General features: G+C 50.4%; 15 protein-coding genes and 1 pseudogene. 11 read left to right on the top strand and 5 right to left on the bottom strand.

Annotated elements, in window-relative coordinates; translation table 11 throughout:
• Nucleotides 1-35: 35 nt before the first annotated feature.
• Nucleotides 36-1,280, top strand: coding sequence for a GGDEF domain-containing response regulator (locus ACXAH4_RS03460; RefSeq protein ID WP_474843638.1), 1,245 nt, complete (start codon nucleotides 36-38; stop codon nucleotides 1,278-1,280).
• Here the strand turns inward: ACXAH4_RS03460 and rarD are convergent.
• Nucleotides 1,256-2,182, bottom strand: coding sequence for an EamA family transporter RarD (rarD, locus tag ACXAH4_RS03465; RefSeq protein WP_474844147.1), 927 nt, complete (start codon nucleotides 2,180-2,182; stop codon nucleotides 1,256-1,258). The genes ACXAH4_RS03460 and rarD overlap by 25 nt on opposite strands.
• Before the next feature lie 113 nt (nucleotides 2,183-2,295).
• Nucleotides 2,296-3,633, bottom strand: a complete 1,338-nt coding sequence (locus tag ACXAH4_RS03470) for a magnesium transporter (protein ID WP_474843640.1) — start codon at nucleotides 3,631-3,633, stop codon at nucleotides 2,296-2,298.
• 125 nt (nucleotides 3,634-3,758) lie between these two features.
• Between ACXAH4_RS03470 and recQ the strand changes: the two genes are divergently transcribed.
• Nucleotides 3,759-5,603 carry a DNA helicase RecQ gene (recQ, locus tag ACXAH4_RS03475; RefSeq protein WP_474843642.1) on the top strand — a complete coding sequence of 615 codons (1,845 nt, stop codon included), beginning with the start codon at nucleotides 3,759-3,761 and terminating at the stop codon, nucleotides 5,601-5,603.
• Between the two features lie 26 nt (nucleotides 5,604-5,629).
• On the opposite strand, the gene ACXAH4_RS03480 is transcribed toward recQ, so the two are convergent.
• A complete protein-coding gene (locus tag ACXAH4_RS03480) occupies nucleotides 5,630-6,292 on the bottom strand; it encodes a glutathione S-transferase (RefSeq protein ID WP_303573555.1) in 663 nt (220 codons plus the stop codon).
• A 175-nt stretch (nucleotides 6,293-6,467) separates the two neighbouring features.
• Between ACXAH4_RS03480 and ACXAH4_RS03485 the strand changes: the two genes are divergently transcribed.
• From ACXAH4_RS03485 to ACXAH4_RS03505, 5 genes are all read left to right on the top strand, one after another.
• Complete coding sequence (locus ACXAH4_RS03485) at nucleotides 6,468-7,895, top strand: protein adenylyltransferase SelO (RefSeq protein ID WP_474843645.1); 1,428 nt, start codon at nucleotides 6,468-6,470, stop codon at nucleotides 7,893-7,895.
• Nucleotides 7,883-8,191, top strand: coding sequence for a hypothetical protein (locus tag ACXAH4_RS03490; protein WP_474843646.1), 309 nt, complete (start codon nucleotides 7,883-7,885; stop codon nucleotides 8,189-8,191). The genes ACXAH4_RS03485 and ACXAH4_RS03490 overlap by 13 nt, the downstream gene beginning before the upstream one ends.
• Nucleotides 8,192-8,258: 67 nt before the next feature.
• On the top strand, nucleotides 8,259-11,129 hold the full coding sequence (locus tag ACXAH4_RS03495) for an EAL domain-containing protein (protein WP_474843648.1): 2,871 nt from the start codon (nucleotides 8,259-8,261) through the stop codon (nucleotides 11,127-11,129).
• Between the two features lie 109 nt (nucleotides 11,130-11,238).
• On the top strand, nucleotides 11,239-11,853 hold the full coding sequence (ribA, locus tag ACXAH4_RS03500) for a GTP cyclohydrolase II (protein ID WP_474848971.1): 615 nt from the start codon (nucleotides 11,239-11,241) through the stop codon (nucleotides 11,851-11,853).
• Nucleotides 11,854-11,972: 119 nt separating this feature from the next.
• On the top strand, nucleotides 11,973-13,298 hold the full coding sequence (locus tag ACXAH4_RS03505; RefSeq protein ID WP_474880717.1) for a DUF3300 domain-containing protein: 1,326 nt from the start codon (nucleotides 11,973-11,975) through the stop codon (nucleotides 13,296-13,298).
• A 54-nt stretch (nucleotides 13,299-13,352) separates the two neighbouring features.
• Here ACXAH4_RS03505 and ACXAH4_RS03510 read toward each other — a convergent pair whose 3' ends face one another.
• Together ACXAH4_RS03510 and ACXAH4_RS03515 are read right to left on the bottom strand one after the other, a co-directional pair.
• Nucleotides 13,353-14,228 carry an ATP-grasp domain-containing protein gene (locus tag ACXAH4_RS03510; RefSeq protein ID WP_474880718.1) on the bottom strand — a complete coding sequence of 292 codons (876 nt, stop codon included), beginning with the start codon at nucleotides 14,226-14,228 and terminating at the stop codon, nucleotides 13,353-13,355.
• 20 nt (nucleotides 14,229-14,248) lie between these two features.
• Nucleotides 14,249-14,767, bottom strand: coding sequence for a YceB family lipoprotein (locus ACXAH4_RS03515; RefSeq protein ID WP_474843656.1), 519 nt, complete (start codon nucleotides 14,765-14,767; stop codon nucleotides 14,249-14,251).
• Nucleotides 14,768-14,843: 76 nt separating this feature from the next.
• On the opposite strand from ACXAH4_RS03515, the gene ACXAH4_RS03520 reads away from it, so the two are divergent.
• The 4 genes and pseudogenes from ACXAH4_RS03520 (at nucleotide 14,844) to ACXAH4_RS03535 (ending at nucleotide 17,499) form a co-directional block, all read left to right on the top strand.
• Nucleotides 14,844-15,107 (top strand): hypothetical protein, encoded by a 264-nt coding sequence (locus tag ACXAH4_RS03520; RefSeq protein WP_474848975.1) that lies wholly within the window; start codon nucleotides 14,844-14,846, stop codon nucleotides 15,105-15,107.
• A pseudogene (locus tag ACXAH4_RS03525) lies at nucleotides 15,080-15,325 on the top strand (CorA family divalent cation transporter); the annotation flags it as partial. The gene ACXAH4_RS03520 and the pseudogene ACXAH4_RS03525, both read left to right, overlap by 28 nt.
• A 159-nt stretch (nucleotides 15,326-15,484) precedes the next feature.
• Nucleotides 15,485-16,966, top strand: a complete 1,482-nt coding sequence (locus ACXAH4_RS03530; RefSeq protein WP_474848977.1) for a methyl-accepting chemotaxis protein — start codon at nucleotides 15,485-15,487, stop codon at nucleotides 16,964-16,966.
• Nucleotides 16,963-17,499: a DUF6436 domain-containing protein gene (locus ACXAH4_RS03535; RefSeq protein ID WP_474880720.1), complete on the top strand. Its 537-nt coding sequence runs from the start codon at nucleotides 16,963-16,965 to the stop codon at nucleotides 17,497-17,499. Before ACXAH4_RS03530 ends, ACXAH4_RS03535 begins: the two co-directional genes overlap by 4 nt.

The raw sequence follows: 17,499 nt of genomic DNA on the forward strand, positions 1-17,499 counted from the left end.
GCTAAAGCAGCGATTTCATTCAACTGAGGCACGATATGCAAAGAAAAGTACTGGTCATTGAAAATAGCCAGAAAAGCTTGCAGCTCGTGTCCAAACTGGTGAAAAAGGCCGGTTTAATTCCCGAAGGGGCAAATTCCCTCAGCGAAGCACAGATGCGCTTTTCTGCGTCTATGCCTGAAGAGTATCTTTGTGCCGTCGTAGCCTATGCGCTGCCTGATGCTCCTCACGGAGAAGCCATTGATTTCACCATCAATGCTTTTGTGCCCACCATTGTCGTTACCGACAACGCCAGCGACGATACCCGCAAAGCGATACTCAGCAGAGAAATTGTTGATTATCTGGTGAAGGAAAATCATCAGATCTATGACTATCTGAGCCGCCTTCTGGCCAGACTCGATAAAAACAAAAGTGTGGGTGTACTGGTGGTGGACGACAAGCGCAGCAGTCGTCAGGCCATGGTATCCCTGCTCCGCCGACATAACTTCCTGGTTTACTCAGCCAGCGGACAAGCGCAGGCGCAGGAGCACCTTGCTGAACACCCCTACATTCAGTTGATGCTCATCGACTATAGCATTGATGATGACCAGGGCGTCCAGTACATTGCGGAATTACGCCGCGCATATGCTAAAGAAGAAATGGCGATTATCGGTATTGCGTCAGGAAAATCCGGTATTTTGCCGGCAACATTCCTCAAAAGCGGTGCCAATGACTTTCTGCGCAGCCCCTTCTGTCACGAAGAGTTTCTGTGCAGGGTGATGCAAAACCTTGAATTGCTGGAAAGCGTGGAAACCATCCGCCGGGTCGCCAATTCTGACTATCTGACAGGCCTGCCGAACCGCCGTCACTTTTTCTACACGGTAGCCACCCGCTACCGCCAGCATGTGGAACGCCAGTCACTGGCCCTTGTAGACCTTGACCATTTCAAACGCATTAATGACACCTACGGCCACGATGCCGGTGATGCCGTGCTGAAAACGGTGGCAGAGTTAATCAGCTCGCTGTTTAACGATGTACCGGCAGCACGATTCGGCGGTGAAGAGTTCTGTATTTATCTGCCGGATATGGCTTCTGAAGATGCCCTCAGGCGGATGGAAAATTTCCGCGCGGTAGTTGCAGAAACTCCGGTACTCTACAAAGATAAGTTGCTTAGTGTGACAGCGAGTATCGGATTAATCAGTGCTTTCGATGACAACCTTGAAACCCTGCTCGGCGATGCAGACAAACTGCTTTACACCGCCAAATCTCAGGGTCGTAATCAGGTTTGCTCCCGCGCAATCTGAAGCTTTTTCCGCTGCTGACGGTAGGCCCGTAACGAATCGGTACTGAATACCACCAAAGCCAGCCACACAAAAACAAATGTAACCATTTTGGTCATATCAAAGGGCTCGCCGTAAACAAACAGCGCCAGCATAAACATGATTGACGGTCCGATATACTGGAAGAACCCCAGCGTGGAATACATGATACGGCGGGCTGCGGCAGTAAAGCACAGCAATGGCGCAGTGGTTACAATACCCGCCGCAAACAGCAGTGCATTAAGTTGCCAGTCATTATGCAACATATTGCTGTGTTCACTGGCAAACCCTACCCAGTAAATCAGCGCGAAAGGTAACAACAGGGTTGTTTCAATGAAGAGTCCGGGCAATGAGTCCACCGCCACTTTCTTTCTCAACAAACCATACACACTGAAAGTCATCGCCAGCACCAGCGCAATCCAGGGAAGTTGACCATAAGTCACAATGAGAATAGTGACGCCGGTTGCAGCCAGACCAACCGCCACTTTCTGCGCCGGACGCAATACTTCACCCAGGAACAAACGGCCGAAGAACACATTGATCAGCGGATTGATATAGTAACCCAGACTGGCATCAAGCAAATGGTCATTGTTAATCGCCCAGATAAAAAGCAGCCAGTTTGCTCCCAGTAGTAAACCCGCAAAAAACAGCACCTGCATCACTTTGCGGCTGCGCAGTGCTGCCATCACCTTTGGCCCCTGCTTCAGTGCCAGCACTAACACCAGCAGAATGACCGCAGACCAGATAATTCTGTGCATCAGCACATCCATGGCCGGCAGAACCTGAAGCTGTTTAAAGTAAACCGGCGCTACGCCCCACATAATGTAGGCCGCGATGGCACAAATTACACCGGTACGGGTAGCGCGGGATGCTGCAAGGCTTTGCAAGTCGTTCAATGACGTTCCTTGTTAGAAGAGAAAGTTGCATTGTCTCCTGCCGGTACAAACCGAAGCAAGTCTGTACCGGTAAAATGCCGGGCACTTATGATGGTCTGCCGGCGCTAGAGCAGAAACAGGGTACCCAGACCAAGAAAGGCAACAAATCCTACAATATCGGTCACGGTGGTGAGGATCACCGAGCCGCTGAGCGCAGGGTCGATATTCAGTTTTTCCAGCAACACAGGCAGAAATACACCGGCCAGGGCTGCTGACACGATGTTCACCAGAATTGCCAGACAAATCACCACGCCCAGCGCCGCACTTGAGAACCAGAAAGAGGCCACTATGCCAATAATGATGGCCCAGATCACGCCGTTCAGGCCGCCAACTTTAAGCTCTTTCATCATCAGGGCACGGAAGTTAGCTTTGGTTACCTGCCCAAGTGCCAGACCACGGACAATCAGTGTGAGTGTCTGGCTGCCGGCAATGCCGCCCATACTGGCAACCACCGGCATCAGCACCGCCAGTGCCACAACCTGTTGTAACGTGCCTTCAAACATACCGATAAACCAGGACGCCAGAAACGCTGTGAGTAGGTTGATACCCAACCAGAGTGCACGGTTGCGGGCACTCTTCGCGACAGGCGAGAATAAATCCTCGTCTTCATCCATACCGGCAGATGCCATCACCTGACGTTCATAATTTTCATTCACCAGCTCACTGGCGGACGTTACATCCAGCCGTCCCAGTAACTTATTGCAGTCATCCACCACAGGTAATGATGCAAAGCCCGAACGTTGTAATTGCAAAGACGCCGCGGTGGTATCGTCGGTCCCCTTAAGCACAGGCATATTCTCAACCGTCAACTCCACCAGAGGCACATGCTCCGGCGCGCCGAACACTTTGGTTAGCTTTACCGCTGCTGAAAACTGACCGGAGCGGTTGGTCAGAAAAAGGGTGTCACAGTGCCCCGGCACATTACGGCGGATAAGCCGCAATGCATCACGCACTTTTGCGTTGATAGGCAATACCAGTTGTTCGTGGGAGAGCCAGTGACCGATTTCGTCATCACTGAACTGTGTCGCTTCACGGAAGAATGCCTGTTGCTGGGTATCCAGTGCTTTAAATGCGAGGTCAATCAACCGTGACGGCAGTGAATCCATCAGTTCCAGCAGTGATTCAGCTTCGATGTCGGCAAACATCAGTGACCATTCACTGTCAGGCGTGGCGTCGATGAGGATTTCCCGCGGATCGCTACGCATCTCTACCAGCACGTCGATTTTTCTGTCCCGGGGCAAGCCTTCCCAGGTGGCAATCCGGTGCTCTACCGGTAACGATTCAAGGACTGTTGCAACAGAAACATCGTCTTCACTGGCCAGTGTGGTTAATACGGCAGCGGGATCGTCGTTTTGCGCCTCTGATACGAGTTCTTCAATCAGATCGGGTAACGGTTCAGCCATATTACTCTCCTTCACATTCGATGCTGCTGATGTTAGCTTTTTTTTCCGCTAACACAACAACATATAGCAAACTGTACTGCAAATGCCGTGAACACTTGCGCGAAAACACGTAAAATCCCCCGGCAATGACGATTATCGAATCCCCCACCCCTGAAAAATTGCCGGAAAGCGATACTGCGACACCTCTTGAAGTGCTGTCGAAGGTATTCGGCTACAACAAATTCAGAGACGGCCAGGAAGCCGTTATCAATGCGGTGGTTGATGGCCGGGATGCTCTGGTGTTATTACCCACAGGCGGCGGTAAATCCCTTTGTTACCAAATTCCTGCGCTTGTTAGAGAAGGGGTTGCGGTAGTAGTTTCTCCATTGATTTCACTGATGCAGGATCAGGTCGAACAACTGCGGGAAGCCGGGGTGAGTGCTGCGTACATCAACTCCACACAGGATCAGGAACAGCAGCAATCAGTACTCAGCCGCATTACCGGTGGCACGTTGCAACTGTTATACGTCTCGCCGGAAAAATTGCTCACTTCCTGGCTGATGTCTTTTCTGCAGTCGCAAACGGTTTCACTGTTTGCCGTGGATGAAGCGCACTGTGTGTCTCACTGGGGTCATGACTTCAGACAGGATTACCGTGCTCTCGGTCTGCTGAAACAACGTTTTCCCTCTATTCCGGTAATCGGATTAACCGCCACGGCAGATGCAGCCACACAAGCCGATATTCTGGTGCAGCTTAATCTTCAGGATCCGTTTGTATACAAAGGCAGCTTCGACCGGCCGAATATCCGCTACCGTGTCATGCCCAAATATAAAGCCTTTGACCAGGTACGGGATTACGTAAAACAGCAGGATGGCAGCGGTATTATTTATTGCAACAGCCGCGCGAAAGTGGACGACCTTCATGCAAAACTACACCGCGAAGGCATCAGCTGTGCCGCCTATCATGCCGGTAAAGATGCAGACGAGCGGGAATATGTTCAGCGCCGTTTTCTGAATGATCAGGTGGACATTGTCATTGCCACCGTGGCTTTCGGTATGGGCATTAACAAATCTAACGTGCGGTACGTGGTGCATCATGATGTACCGCGAAGTATTGAAAATTACTATCAGGAAACAGGCCGGGCCGGACGTGACGGGCTGGAGTCTGAAGCCATGCTGTTGTTCGATGAAAAAGATGCCGCCAGGGTACGCCAGTGGATTGACCAGGGAGAAGCAACGGACCGGCTGGATGTGGAGATTCAAAAGTTTGCGTCAATGGAAGCATTTGCCGAAGCGCAAACCTGTCGCCGTCAGGTGCTGCTGAATTACTTTTCTCAGTACAGTGATACCGCCTGTGGCAACTGCGATATATGCATTGACCCGCCGAAGCTGATTGACGGGCTGGTTATCGCCCAGAAGATCCTGTCTTGTATTTTACGCCTGAATCAACAGGCCGGTTCGCAATATGTTATCGACGTGATACGGGGCAAGGCACTGAAGCGCATTCAGGAAGCCGGCCACCACCAGCTCAGCACCTATGGTATTGGTAAAGAAAAGCCTGACGGATACTGGCACAGTATGATTAACCAGTTAATCCACAAAGGTCTGGTGAGAGTCGATTTAACCGCCGGTGCCATGCTCAGACTAAACGAGAATGCCCGTTCTGTACTTAAAGGGGAAGTCCCTCTTGAACTGGCAGTGCCAAGGCTCAGCTTTAAACCTGATGCACGGGTAAGTAAAGCGCCCGCTGTTTACGATAAAGCACTGTTCAAGCGCCTTAAGCATTTGCGTAAGTCACTGGCTGAAGAGCACAGCGTACCGCCTTACGTTATTTTCAGTGATGCAACGCTGGCAGATATGGCGGCGAAAACCCCGACTACGGTTAACGATTTCCTGGATATCAGCGGCGTGGGTAAAACCAAACTGGAACGCTATGGTGAAGCGTTCCTGCAGATGATAAACGATTATCTCGAAAGTACTCTGAACGACTGAGCCGGCACACCGTTACCTCTGAAATCTCAGGCATAATCGTACTCACCGCCTTTTTCCAGCGCCCGCTGATAGGCAGGCCGGTCATGAATTTTTTTCACCCACGCCTTAATCGCCGGATAATCATCAGCCTGCCCCATGGCAACCAGTGTTTCCAGCGGAAACAGCATCTGCACATCAGCGCCGGTGGGTTCCGTACCTGCGAACCAGGCATGATTCTGCAGATGGGACTCGGTGAATTTTAAACTCTGGATAAGATTCGGCTTGTAGTAAGCGTCCATAATGCCGTCGAGGATTTTTTTCGCCAGTGGTCTTAACAGCGCCGGTACTTTCTGTTTTGCTTTTGAGAACACCAGCATCGCCACTCTGGGAGGCATCAGCGATCCCTCAGCAAAATGCAGCCAGAACAGATATTGCTGGTAGCTACTTTCTTCCTCCGGCACAGCAAATGCGCCATTTCCGTAATGCCGCACCACGTATTCAACAATGGCGCCGGACTCTGCCAGAGACACATTCTCAGTGGTCAGAACCGGAGAACGGCCAAGTGGATGTACCGCTTTCAGCTCCACCGGCGCAAGACCCGTCTTCGCATCCCGCTGGTATTTCTCCAATTTGTACTCAACATTCAGCTCCTCCAGTAACCAGAGTAACCGTTGCGACCGCGAATTATTTAAATGATGAATCGTTAACACGTCTCAATACTCCTTGTTGAGTGGGATTGCCGTGGTTAGTGGGATTATTATTGATTACGCTCTCTTCCGGGGCTGAGTTTATAATTAATTTTTAGTAATCTACATAGCCTGATGTTAACTGGAAATCAGTATCAAAACACATCAGACTAATTTTCCCGAATTTCTTAAGGCCCCCATGAAGCTTACTCACAGTTATGCCAGCGCACTGTCATCCATGGTTTCCCCTGTAAAACCGGCAGTGCTTAAGCAACAACAATTGCGCCTGGTGAACCGGCCACTGGCGGCACAATTGGGCCTGCCTGAGGCATGGTGGACAGATAATCACATTACCACGTTACTGGCGGATGAAAGCTCAGCACTTTGCGAAAGCGCAGTGGCTCAGAAATATGGTGGTCATCAGTTTGGCCAGTGGAACCCTTTTCTTGGCGACGGCCGCGGCTTACTGCTGGCAGAAGCGGTGGATACAGAAGGCAAAGTAACAGACCTGCACCTCAAAGGCGCCGGTCCGACACCTTATTCCAGAGGCGCAGACGGCCGCGCGGTATTACGCTCAACGATCCGCGAATACATTGGCGGCGAAGCATTGCATGCCCTTGGTATTCCCTCATCACGAAGTTTGTGCCTCTTCAGCAGCGCAGAAACCGTTTTCCGGGAGCAGCCGGAACAGGGAGCGATGATGATCCGCACCTGCCCAAGTCACATACGCTTCGGGCATTTTGAATACTTCTTCCACAGCGGCGAAAAAGACAAGCTCAATGCACTGTTTGACTACACGTTGGCTACCCACTTCCCGGAATGCCTCGATGCTGCAAATCCTCATCTGGCCCTGCTCACGGCCATCACTTTACGTACCGCACGGCTGATTGCGTTGTGGCAAACTCACGGTTTTGCCCATGGCGTGATGAATACCGACAATATGTCTGTGCACGGGATTACCTTTGATTACGGGCCTTACGCATTTATGGACGGGTTTAAGGCTGATGCCGTCTTTAACCACTCTGATCATCAGGGACGCTACGCATTTGATCAGCAACCTGGTATTGGCCTGTGGAATCTGAACGTACTGGCGCACTGCTTTTCTGACCACTGCTCCGTAGACGAAATCCGCTCTGCTCTGCAACGCTACGAACCGGCGTTTATCAGTCAGTTCGGCAATGCGATGTGCCGGCGGATGGGACTGGAAAGCACCTCTCCCTCTTCCATGCCTGTGGTTAATCAGTGGCTTAATATGCTGGAACAACAACTGTCAGACTACACATATTCTTTCAGAAAGTTAGCACTTACAAATCTCTCAGACATTAGCTGTCAGCTACGTGATGATTTTATTGATCGTGAGACATTTGATAACTGGTGGCAAAATTACCGCTCATTACGGTTTGAACAGTCGACGCAGCCTGAGGATATCCGCCCGTTTAATCCGGCGGTGATCCCGCGAACCCATCTTCTACAACAAGCCATTGAAGATGCAGAAAGCGGCGACTTTACAACCTGTGAGCAATTGCTGGAGGCATGTATTTCGCCCTTCGATACGCGATGGGACAGCCACCCTTTCAGTACACCATCAAAACAAACCCGCGGAGGTATGCTGTCGTGCAGCAGTTAACAGCAGAAGCTCTGAAACAACAAGCCAAAAGGCAGGACGAACTTATTTTACTGGCGTTTCCCCTGCCTGATACACCGGCCAGAGCAACCCAATTTGCTAACCGGTTAGGTGCACTACTGGATGCTGTGCCTCAGCCTCCTGAATGGGGCGCTGATCGTATGCAGGTTATTTATTCTGCCGGAGAATTACGTTTTCTCCTTTGCATTGAATGGTTATGTGATGCCATGTGGCTGGAGCCCGCTGGCGGCGTCGCGAGTAATACAGACACTTTATGGCAGCACATCAACTCAAAATAGGATTCGTGATCCTGCAAGGTTTGTATTAGTATAAAAAACAATCAAAACAAGATGGTGCGAGCAGGGAATGAGACGTGCTGAGCGGGCGGGAGCCGGCAATTTTTTTGTCACAGTGTTACTGATAATAACCGGGCTGTTGTTCAGTCCGCTGTGCAGTATTGCCGCCGATAAACTTCTATCCCGCGATTTTGTGTCAGTCAACCTGAATGCCGAAGTACCGGTTTATGTTGCCGGCGACAACCTCACCCCCTCAGAAGCCCTGAAGAACCGCTCAAACCTGCCTGTCAGCGATTCATTAATGCCCCTTGAGGATGGCGAGGCGTTATGGCAGTTCATTGATGTCCATTCCGTTCTCGACCGTGCGTCGTCACTGGTAGTCAGTATTGAAAAGCCCGGCGTTGATGAGGCCGGTGTTTACACGCTGGACGCCCGTGGCAACCTGCTAAGCGCCACGGTTCTAACCGCTTCTGAACCGGTAGCAGAGTATTACCGGCAGGGCGCACTGGTTGTTCCTGTTACGTTACAGGCTGGCGTCACCACCACACTGGCCGTCAGGTTGAAAGATCATGGCTTCCGCGCATTTCCGGTGTATTTGTGGGACACCCAAAAGCTGGCGGAGCGGCAACAAAATAATTTACTTCTTTTCGGCCTTACCACAGGTTCACTGACCGTGCTGTTCGGCTATTTCTTGCTGACCTGGTTGTATAAACAGACCCGCAGCAGATTCTGGCTGTCAGCACTGGCCGCAAATTGCCTGTTAATTCTGGTCTGGGTACAAGGGGAACTGGTTACTACCAGCGGCCTGCAACAACACTTTGAAATTATATTCACTCTGTTGATGCTGATGGTATGCTTTGTTCTTTTGAAACTGACCCGCCACTTCTTCACCCGTGTGCCTCAGCGCGTCCATCTTCTGCAAAGTATCGCCCTTGGCGCACTGGCTATTGCCGCACTGGCATTAGGTAATCCGTTATTCACGTTCAGTACAGGCTGCTTTGTAATGCCTGCATTTACCACTCTGTTTGCCCTTGAAGCACTGATATATCGCGATCGCCGTATTCCGTCCCTCACCTTCATATACCTGCTCGCCTGGGGGCTGTTCATGGTGGCGTTTACCCATTGTTTTTCTAACATGGTAAACGGGATATCTTTTGACGATGTTTCACCGGTCATGGAAATCCTTATCGTGGTGCTGTCGGTGATGGCACTGGGAATTGGTGCTGAAATACAGGAGCGCACGGTAAGTGATGATCAGCTCTCTACCCAGCGCCGCCGGATATCTGATCTCCAGCGCTTTTACGATCTGTTCCGCACTGCCGCAGAAGGGCTGTATACCTCTACCCTTGATGGCAAGCTCAAAACGGTCAACCCTGCTATGTGTGCCGTATTTGGCTATGACAGTGAAGGCGATATGCTCAAATCTGTCACCAACACAGCCACCTTCTATGCAGATGAAAATGACCGTAAGGCGCTGGTCGCCGAGTTGCTTGAGAAAAATGTGATTCTGGGAAAAGAAATCCGCGGTACCCGGGCTGATGGCAGTGAGTTCTGGTTTTCACTCTCCTGTCAGTTAAAACGGGAAAGTGATGATATTTACCTTTACGGTTCGGTATTTGACATCACCAGCCGCAAAGAAATGGACTTAAGCCTGCAATACCTCGCCAGCCACGATTCCCTCACCGGCGCGATGAACCGCAGAGAATTTGAATTGCAACTGGCCAGCGCGATGCAGGCACGTACAGAAAACTCTCCGCCGGTTATCCTGCAATACCTCGACCTGGACAGATTTAAAACAGTGAACGATACCTGTGGTCATAAAGCAGGTGACAGACTCATTAAAGAAATTGCCAGCTTGCTGAAATCCACATTAGGCAACCGGGGTCTGCTGGCCAGGCTGGGAGGCGATGAATTTGCGGCTTTATACACAACTGAAACAGAAGAATCAGCATTCTTGTGTGGTAACAAGATGCTGAATGCGGTGCAGGCTTACCGGTTTGTATGGGATAACCAGGTATTTAACCTGGGTGTCAGTATCGGCATGGTGAACAGTGATCAAATCGATGCCAGTGCGGAGCATCTGTTAAGTCTGGCAGATAATGCCTGTTATATGGCCAAGCGGAACGGCAGAAATTGCATACATCAGTTAAAAGGCAATGATGAAGCGCTGCAACGTTACACCGAAGAACTCGACTGGGTAAAACGCATTCAGTCTGCCCTGCAATCCGGCGGCTTTGAACTTTATTACCAGCCGCTCATGCCTCTGCAAACGGAAGCCGGCGGTGATTACTTTGAAATTCTTGTACGTATGAAGGGGGACCGGGGCCAGATCTACGAACCGGCGGCATTTCTGCCAACAGCAGAAAGATACGATCTTTCTCCCCTCATCGACCAGTGGGTTGTTACCCATACGCTCAGCTGGCTGGGAGCGCATCCCGTTCAACTGGCTAACCTTGCCCAGTGCAATATTAATTTGTGCGGCACGGCACTGGCAGATGAAAATCTGAAACTGCAAATCCTGAAAGCCTTTGAGCAATACAATGTGCCTTACAGTAAAATTTGTTTTGAAATTACTGAAACTGCCGCCATTGTGCAGATGGACAGAACATTAGAATTTATCCGCACCTTTAAACAGTTAGGCTGTAAATTTGCCCTTGATGATTTTGGTACCGGATTCTCGTCCTACGGCTATTTACGGGATTTGCCTGTTAATTGCGTGAAAATTGATGGCAGCTTTGTTCAGGACATGCATACCAGTCCGGTGAATAAGGTACTGGTGTCGTCTATCAATGATGTGGCCAAGGCCATTGGCATGTCGACAGTCGGCGAATACGTAGAAAGCGCGCTGGCGATGGAATCCCTGCGTGCCATTGGTGTGGATTTCGCTCAGGGTTTTGCAATTGCTCACCCCGCTCCGCTGGATAATTTTGTCAGGTTGTGATACTCAGCACTAATCCATAAACAATTGCTATAATGCTCAGGCGCTAATCTTGTAAAATAGCGCATCATCCCCACATTATCGTGGATGTAACAGCAGGCATAGAAGTGCAATGACCAGTAAGCAACCGAAGTACGAATATATCAGTTCCGCCAAACTCCCTACCCGTATGGGTGAATTCCGCATTCACGGCTTTGTTGAATTAAGCGGACAGGAACATGTGGCATTATCTTACGGCTCGTGGAAAGAAAGCGACACCGTACCGATTCGTATTCATTCAGAATGCCTTACCGGTGATGCTTTATTCAGTACACGTTGCGATTGTGGCTTCCAACTGGAAAAGGCCATGCAAAATATTGTCGACCACGGTTTCGGTGTGATTCTGTATTTGCGCCAGGAAGGCCGGGGTATTGGCCTATTGAATAAAATCCGCGCTTACAACCTGCAGGACAGCGGCATGGATACCGTAGAAGCGAATGAGCATCTGGGTTTTGATGCAGATTTACGCAGCTACGATATCTGTAAACTCATGCTGGATACACTGAAAATCGGCAAAGTAGAGCTGATGACGAATAATCCCCGCAAACTGAAAGCGCTGGAAGACTTAGGCGTTGAAATTGTTGCCAGAAAGCCCATCGATCACGGCATGACAAAAGACAACAAACATTACCTGAAAACAAAAACCGAAAAGCTCGGCCACGTTTTCGACCCTCACATGTTCAAATAATTCTGACAAACCTGAACCACCCGTAACGGGTTGGTTCAGGTTTGGTTAATGTATAACCGGCTATAACGTTTCATATACTGATTACATTCCGTGACATTTTGCGGAATAACGGAGTGACTATGAAACCTGTTACCTTTGCCGTTATCGCTTCTCTGGCTGCCGGAACCCTGGTACTGCCATCCACAGCACTCAGTGCTGAAACACAGCAGATACAGCAGCAGAATGCGACCTATACCGACGCTGAACTCGACAGTTTGCTGGCGCCGGTTGCCCTCTATCCGGACACCATTCTTACTCACATTCTCATTGCATCCACTTACCCTCTGGAAGTGGTGGCTGCTGACCGCTGGCGTCAGTCTCATGCCGAAATGAACAGTGAGGAAGTGGAAGACGCAATTGAAGATTTCAACTGGGATCCCAGCGTTAAAGCAATCGTACCTTTCAGCGACATACTGCATACTTTAAGCAATGATCTCGACTGGCTACAGGCCCTTGGCGACAATGTACTAATCAGTCAAAGCCGTGTACTGGCCAGAGTTCAGGTATTGCGTCAGCACGCACTGAATGCCGGCACATTGACGGACAATGAATATCAGCGCATTGAGCGTGATCGTGAAGTGATTGTTATTGAACCGGTACGCAAAGAAATTGTGTATGTTCCCTACTACGATACGCGGGTAGTTTACGGCAGCTGGTGGCATCCGGCCATCGCCCCTGTGTACTGGCATCACCCTGTTCACTACCATCAAACCGCGTCTTTCTACTGGAATCCCGGGATCCGGCTGTCTACTACCTTCTATTTCGGTGGTATCAGCTGGCACGATCGCCATGTGATTGTTACTCGCCGGCCGGTGAAGCGCTTTTACTATGGTAGTGACATCAAGCGCTCTTACAGCCGTGATTATCAGCCATGGCAACATAGTGCGGAGCATCGCCGGGTGCGCTATTCAGACCGCGTCGTCAGCACGAAAAACACCCGTTACATCAATGACGCCCGGCCTGTGAGGCATAAAGTGGACTACAACAGCTCTTCCCGCAGCGCGCCCACTGTTGTAAGCCGCTCTGTTGTTAACAGACAGGAACCGGTCAGCCAGAAACATGTGAAACGGTATACCGGCAATGAAACAGATAAGCGCAGTACTCCGGACAAACAATACCGTCAGATTGAGCCACGGGCCAAAGGACCGGAGACTAACAACATTGTACGCCAGTCGCCGGACGTAAAGCGCTACACGCAGCCGGTACAGCAGGAACGTCAGGTTAAACAGTACAGGGCTCAGAACAGCTACGCCGCACAGGGAAATGGCAGAGACGCAGCCGTGAGCAGAAATCAGTATGCGGGGAAAAATAATGTCTCCCGCCAACAACCGGCTCCACGGCCGCAATATCATCAGCAAAGCCGGGAGAAAGTAAGTAACGGCGCGAGAATGCGGGACAAAGATTAACGCCGCGTTTTATTAATAAGGGCTCAGTCCGGCTGCAGCCCTTTTTTGTTTTCTTCAGCCTTCACCGTGACGGCTTACAAACACATCAACAAAACGGGCGGCGGAGGATTCATCGATATTAAAATAGAGCGATGGCTCAATGAGTTCCAGCTCCATAATTGCCCAGCCTGAATCAGTCCGGATGAGGTCGACTCTCGCATACAGATAGCTGTCAGGCATAGCATTGAGTGCCGCTTCACAGACACTTAGCATGCCAGCATCAGGGGTAAAAGCGGATAACCTGCCACCGTGCTCTTCCTGCACCCTGAAGTCGCCCGCCTTTGGTTGCTTCAACAAAGTGTGGCTGTACTGCCCGCCAAAGTAAAAGAGTGAGTACTCACCCTCGCCGGTAACACTTTGTAAAAAAGGCTGCACCATTAACTTACGGTTATGAAAAAGCTCACTCAGTTGAGCGGTGTAGTTTGCTGCATCACGACGATGAATGCGAAACGTATCGTCAGCATTGGCGCTCAGCGCCGGTTTGATCACCAGCTCGTCTGTTTCGAATACTTCAAATTGCTTAACAAACCAGTCTGCCGAAAAAGAGTCTGCCCAACTTGTAGGCACTACCGGTACGCCCTGACTTTCCAGCGACTGCAGATACGTTTTTTCAATGTTCCACTTCATGAGAGACAAGGGGTTGTGAAGCGTGGCCTGTGAAGCTTCAATGCGCTCAAGGCACGCAATAAATCCATCAGGATCCTGCTGATAATCCCAGGGACTTCGCACAATCACATGGCTAAATCTGTTCCAGTCCACGGATCCATCCCGCCAGGCAACGGTTTCAACATCGTAGCCATGTGCGTTGAAATGAGGGATAAGCATTTCATCGTAAACGAAGAAATCTTCAAGGGCCGACGTATCCATTGAAAGAAAAGCAATCACAGACATAACTACTCCGTCCGGACAGATTAAAATTCGATAACCAACTGACCACTTTCCACACGCATATCCCGTGGCAAACGGTTACCCAGTATAGACAGGTTCAGATCTTTAAAATTCACCAGCAGGATCACCGGTGCAGACTGCCCTTTAAGCTGTTCAGCCCAGCGCAGGATGTCCTTCTCATTTTCCAGTGTGCTGCTCAGCACGTTAAAATCATCCAGTTTGGGGCGGATGATCTGCAACTCGCCTTTACTGCCGTCATAAAACAGTTCACCACTTAATCTGGCTGCCGCTTCCATCTTCTGACCGCCCTGCGTACCCAGCAAATTCACTTCTACAGCCACGTTATTATCAGCTTGCAGAAACAATGACGGGTCGCTGATAACAACCTTCATATCCTGGTAATACTGCGTTTGCGGAAAGGTCATCCGCACAACCTGATTCAGGTCCTGCTGAGACAAACGAAACGTAAATGCCTGTGCCTGCGTAACAAAAAACATCATTGCTACAGTTAACGCAAAGGTGAAACGGGTTAGATTACGCATAAGACCTCGTGGTAAATTTAGCTCGCGCTACTTTAACACAGACACAAAAATTAACGCAGCACAGGGATCCCATATTATGACGGGTACAGCATTTTTAACCGCCTACATTATTTCAGCTGACGGCAATGCCCGGGCGCTTGAGCAGAACGAACTGACAAAGCCCTGCCAGCCTGATGAATACAAATGGGTGCACGTACAAAGTGACGCACTTGACTCTGCAGCTATTCTGGCAGATTTATCAGTAACCAGCGCCATCAGTGATGCGCTGTGTGCGCCTGAAACCCGCCCGAGGGCTATGCAGCTGGATCATGGCGTGCTGTCGTCCTGCAAGACGAGTTGAGAAACCGGATTGCTGACCAGCAAGGAATGCGAATGTATGTACTGTCCATGGTCACCGCCATCTTCCTGCCACTGTCTTTTCTTACCGGCGTATTCGGCATGAATGTAGCCGGACTGCCGGGGACAGAATCTCCGGGCGCGTTTACCCTATTGATGAGTGCAATGGGCGGACTGGCCGTGGTTATGCTGATTGCGATGCTGTGGAAGCGGTGGCTGTAATACGAACAATTTAAGCGACAATTGCGCCTGATTAGACAAAAGTGCCATGGAGCAGTACACATATGCGTACTATGCTATGCAATACTTTGATCTGGCGCACATCGTTGACAGAAAGTTGTCCTATACTCAGTGCGTAGATATTTACATTGAGGACGCCCCATGCAATATCCCTGGATTCTTGACGGTCACAGAATCTTTCGCATTATATTGCCCGTACAGTTTGCGCTTGCTGTAGCAATCGGTTTTTACACCGGCGAACTGTTACCCGCCTTTATCTTCGGTATTCCTATTGTCGCACTGCCGCTGTTTTTCAGTTTTACCCAACCGGGCTCTCTGCTAAGCAGGGCGACAATCGCCATTGCCGTGCAGTTGATGGCAGCACTGCACATTAACCAGACCTTTGGCCTCATTGAGTGGCACTTCGAAATATTCGTTCTTCTGGCCATCCTTGTTGTATTCCGCGACTGGCTGGTAATTGGCATTTCTACCGCCGTTGTTGCGGTTCATCACATCGGCTTTTTCGTACTGCAGACTCAGGGAGCGGGTGTTTTCATCTTTGAAGAAGGGCACATCACTTTCTTCATTCTGGTTTTACATGCCCTGTTCGCTATTGCTGAATGTGTGGCGCTTATGTATGTTGCCAAACGCTCCCACGACGAAGGCGTCAATGCGTTTGCCCTCAGTAATACGGTATCTCAGGTACTCGCACAACGGGACCGCATTGACCTGACTATTAAAATCCCGCAGGACAACAAAGGCATCAGTCAGTTTGCTGATTTGCTCATGCAAATTAAGTCTCTGGTGGCCAACGCCCGCCAGTTAACTGACAAAGTGGCCTCGTCCAGTGAAGTCATAAAGTCAGCCACGGTAGAACTGAGCCGTACCAGTGCCGAAAGTGCCAATGAGGTCAGCAGCGTTTCATCCGCCTCTGAAGAAATTGCAGTGTCGATGCAGCTGACGACAGAAAGAACCCAGCTTGCCAACGATAAAACCAGTCAGGCTTCCTCACTCACCGGCGATTCAAAGCAAGCCATAGATGCAACGGCAAGCTCCATCGCTTCACTTAAGAGTGTGCTGACTCAGGCAGCAAAAACCAATGCCGAACTCAATGAACGGTGCAGTAACATTTCAGATGCCATGCGCTCTATCACCGCGGTAGCCGAGCAAACAAACCTGCTGGCACTGAACGCGGCAATTGAGTCCGCCCGTGCCGGCGAACATGGTCGCGGCTTCGCGGTGGTAGCAGACGAAGTTCGCACGCTGGCAATCCGCTCGAAAGAAAGTGCGGATGAAATCACCACCATTACCGAACAGTTAGTTGCCAGCACCGCCAGCTCCGTGGAGCAGATGCAGACCTGTATTACTCTGGTAGACAAGGCAGTAGAAGATTCCTCCAATGCCAGCTCAGCCATGTCTGAAATTGAAGGACAAATTTCGTCGGCCTCTGAGCACATGACTGAAGTGGCAAGTTCTGCCGTTGAACAGGAAGCCGCTTCCCAGTCTATTGCGGAAAGTACGGCGAAAATGCACGAGCTGTCTCAGGAAGAAGCCGCCACAGCAGCGCAACTTGAGCAACAGGTAGTACAACTTTCTTCACTGTGCAGGGACATGCAGGCAGCCATACAGAAATTCAGCGTATGATGAAGGGCAAAGCCAGCTGGCTGTTGATGATTGTCTGGCTTTGCTTATTAATGACCGGTCTGTGGGTGTACGGCGGGAATCAGACAGTCCCTTTTGATCCCGACCTTACCCTCACATCCGCTTCTCAGGACAAAGACTTCGATACACGTTTTGTTTCTGAAATGGCAAAGGCCGGCATCACTCCCGGCACCATCGTTCACCTTGAAGCAGACACGCCTTGTTTCTGCAATTCCCTGAGCCGGCAGCATCAGAAAGAGCTGACAAACCTGCTGCAGGATGGCGGCTACAATTTTAAAACACTGAACATCAACGAATATTCTTCGCTCGTTGCTGAAATCCCCAGCTTTCCAGCCGTTGCCGTCATCGACAGTAAAAACCAGCTCCGGTATCTGGGTGCTTATGCAACAGGACTCGGCTGCTATACCGGCGATGATCTTGTCACCACTATCGCCGCAGAAGTACAAAAACCGGATTTCAACGGCGCCATGCTGAACATAGCCGGCGAAGGCTGCTATTGCGCAGTTAAAAGTTGA

The sequence above is a fragment of the Alteromonas sp. ABV2_168 genome (assembly GCF_056161165.1).

Bases quoted from the DNA above. Each gene is read 5' to 3' on its own strand.
- ACXAH4_RS03535 (WP_474880720.1), top strand. From the start codon at position 16,963: ATGATGAAGGGCAAAGCCAGCTGGCTGTTGATGATTGTCTGGCTTTGC.
- ACXAH4_RS03485 (WP_474843645.1), top strand. From the start codon at position 6,468: ATGAAGCTTACTCACAGTTATGCCAGCGCACTGTCATCCATGGTTTCC.
- ACXAH4_RS03505 (WP_474880717.1), top strand. From the start codon at position 11,973: ATGAAACCTGTTACCTTTGCCGTTATCGCTTCTCTGGCTGCCGGAACC.
- ACXAH4_RS03470 (WP_474843640.1), bottom strand. From the start codon at position 3,633: ATGGCTGAACCGTTACCCGATCTGATTGAAGAACTCGTATCAGAGGCG.
- ACXAH4_RS03510 (WP_474880718.1), bottom strand. From the start codon at position 14,228: ATGTCTGTGATTGCTTTTCTTTCAATGGATACGTCGGCCCTTGAAGAT.
- ACXAH4_RS03530 (WP_474848977.1), top strand. From the start codon at position 15,485: ATGCAATATCCCTGGATTCTTGACGGTCACAGAATCTTTCGCATTATA.
- recQ (WP_474843642.1), top strand. From the start codon at position 3,759: ATGACGATTATCGAATCCCCCACCCCTGAAAAATTGCCGGAAAGCGAT.
- ACXAH4_RS03460 (WP_474843638.1), top strand. From the start codon at position 36: ATGCAAAGAAAAGTACTGGTCATTGAAAATAGCCAGAAAAGCTTGCAG.
- ACXAH4_RS03495 (WP_474843648.1), top strand. From the start codon at position 8,259: ATGAGACGTGCTGAGCGGGCGGGAGCCGGCAATTTTTTTGTCACAGTG.
- ACXAH4_RS03520 (WP_474848975.1), top strand. From the start codon at position 14,844: ATGACGGGTACAGCATTTTTAACCGCCTACATTATTTCAGCTGACGGC.
- ribA (WP_474848971.1), top strand. From the start codon at position 11,239: ATGACCAGTAAGCAACCGAAGTACGAATATATCAGTTCCGCCAAACTC.
- ACXAH4_RS03515 (WP_474843656.1), bottom strand. From the start codon at position 14,767: ATGCGTAATCTAACCCGTTTCACCTTTGCGTTAACTGTAGCAATGATG.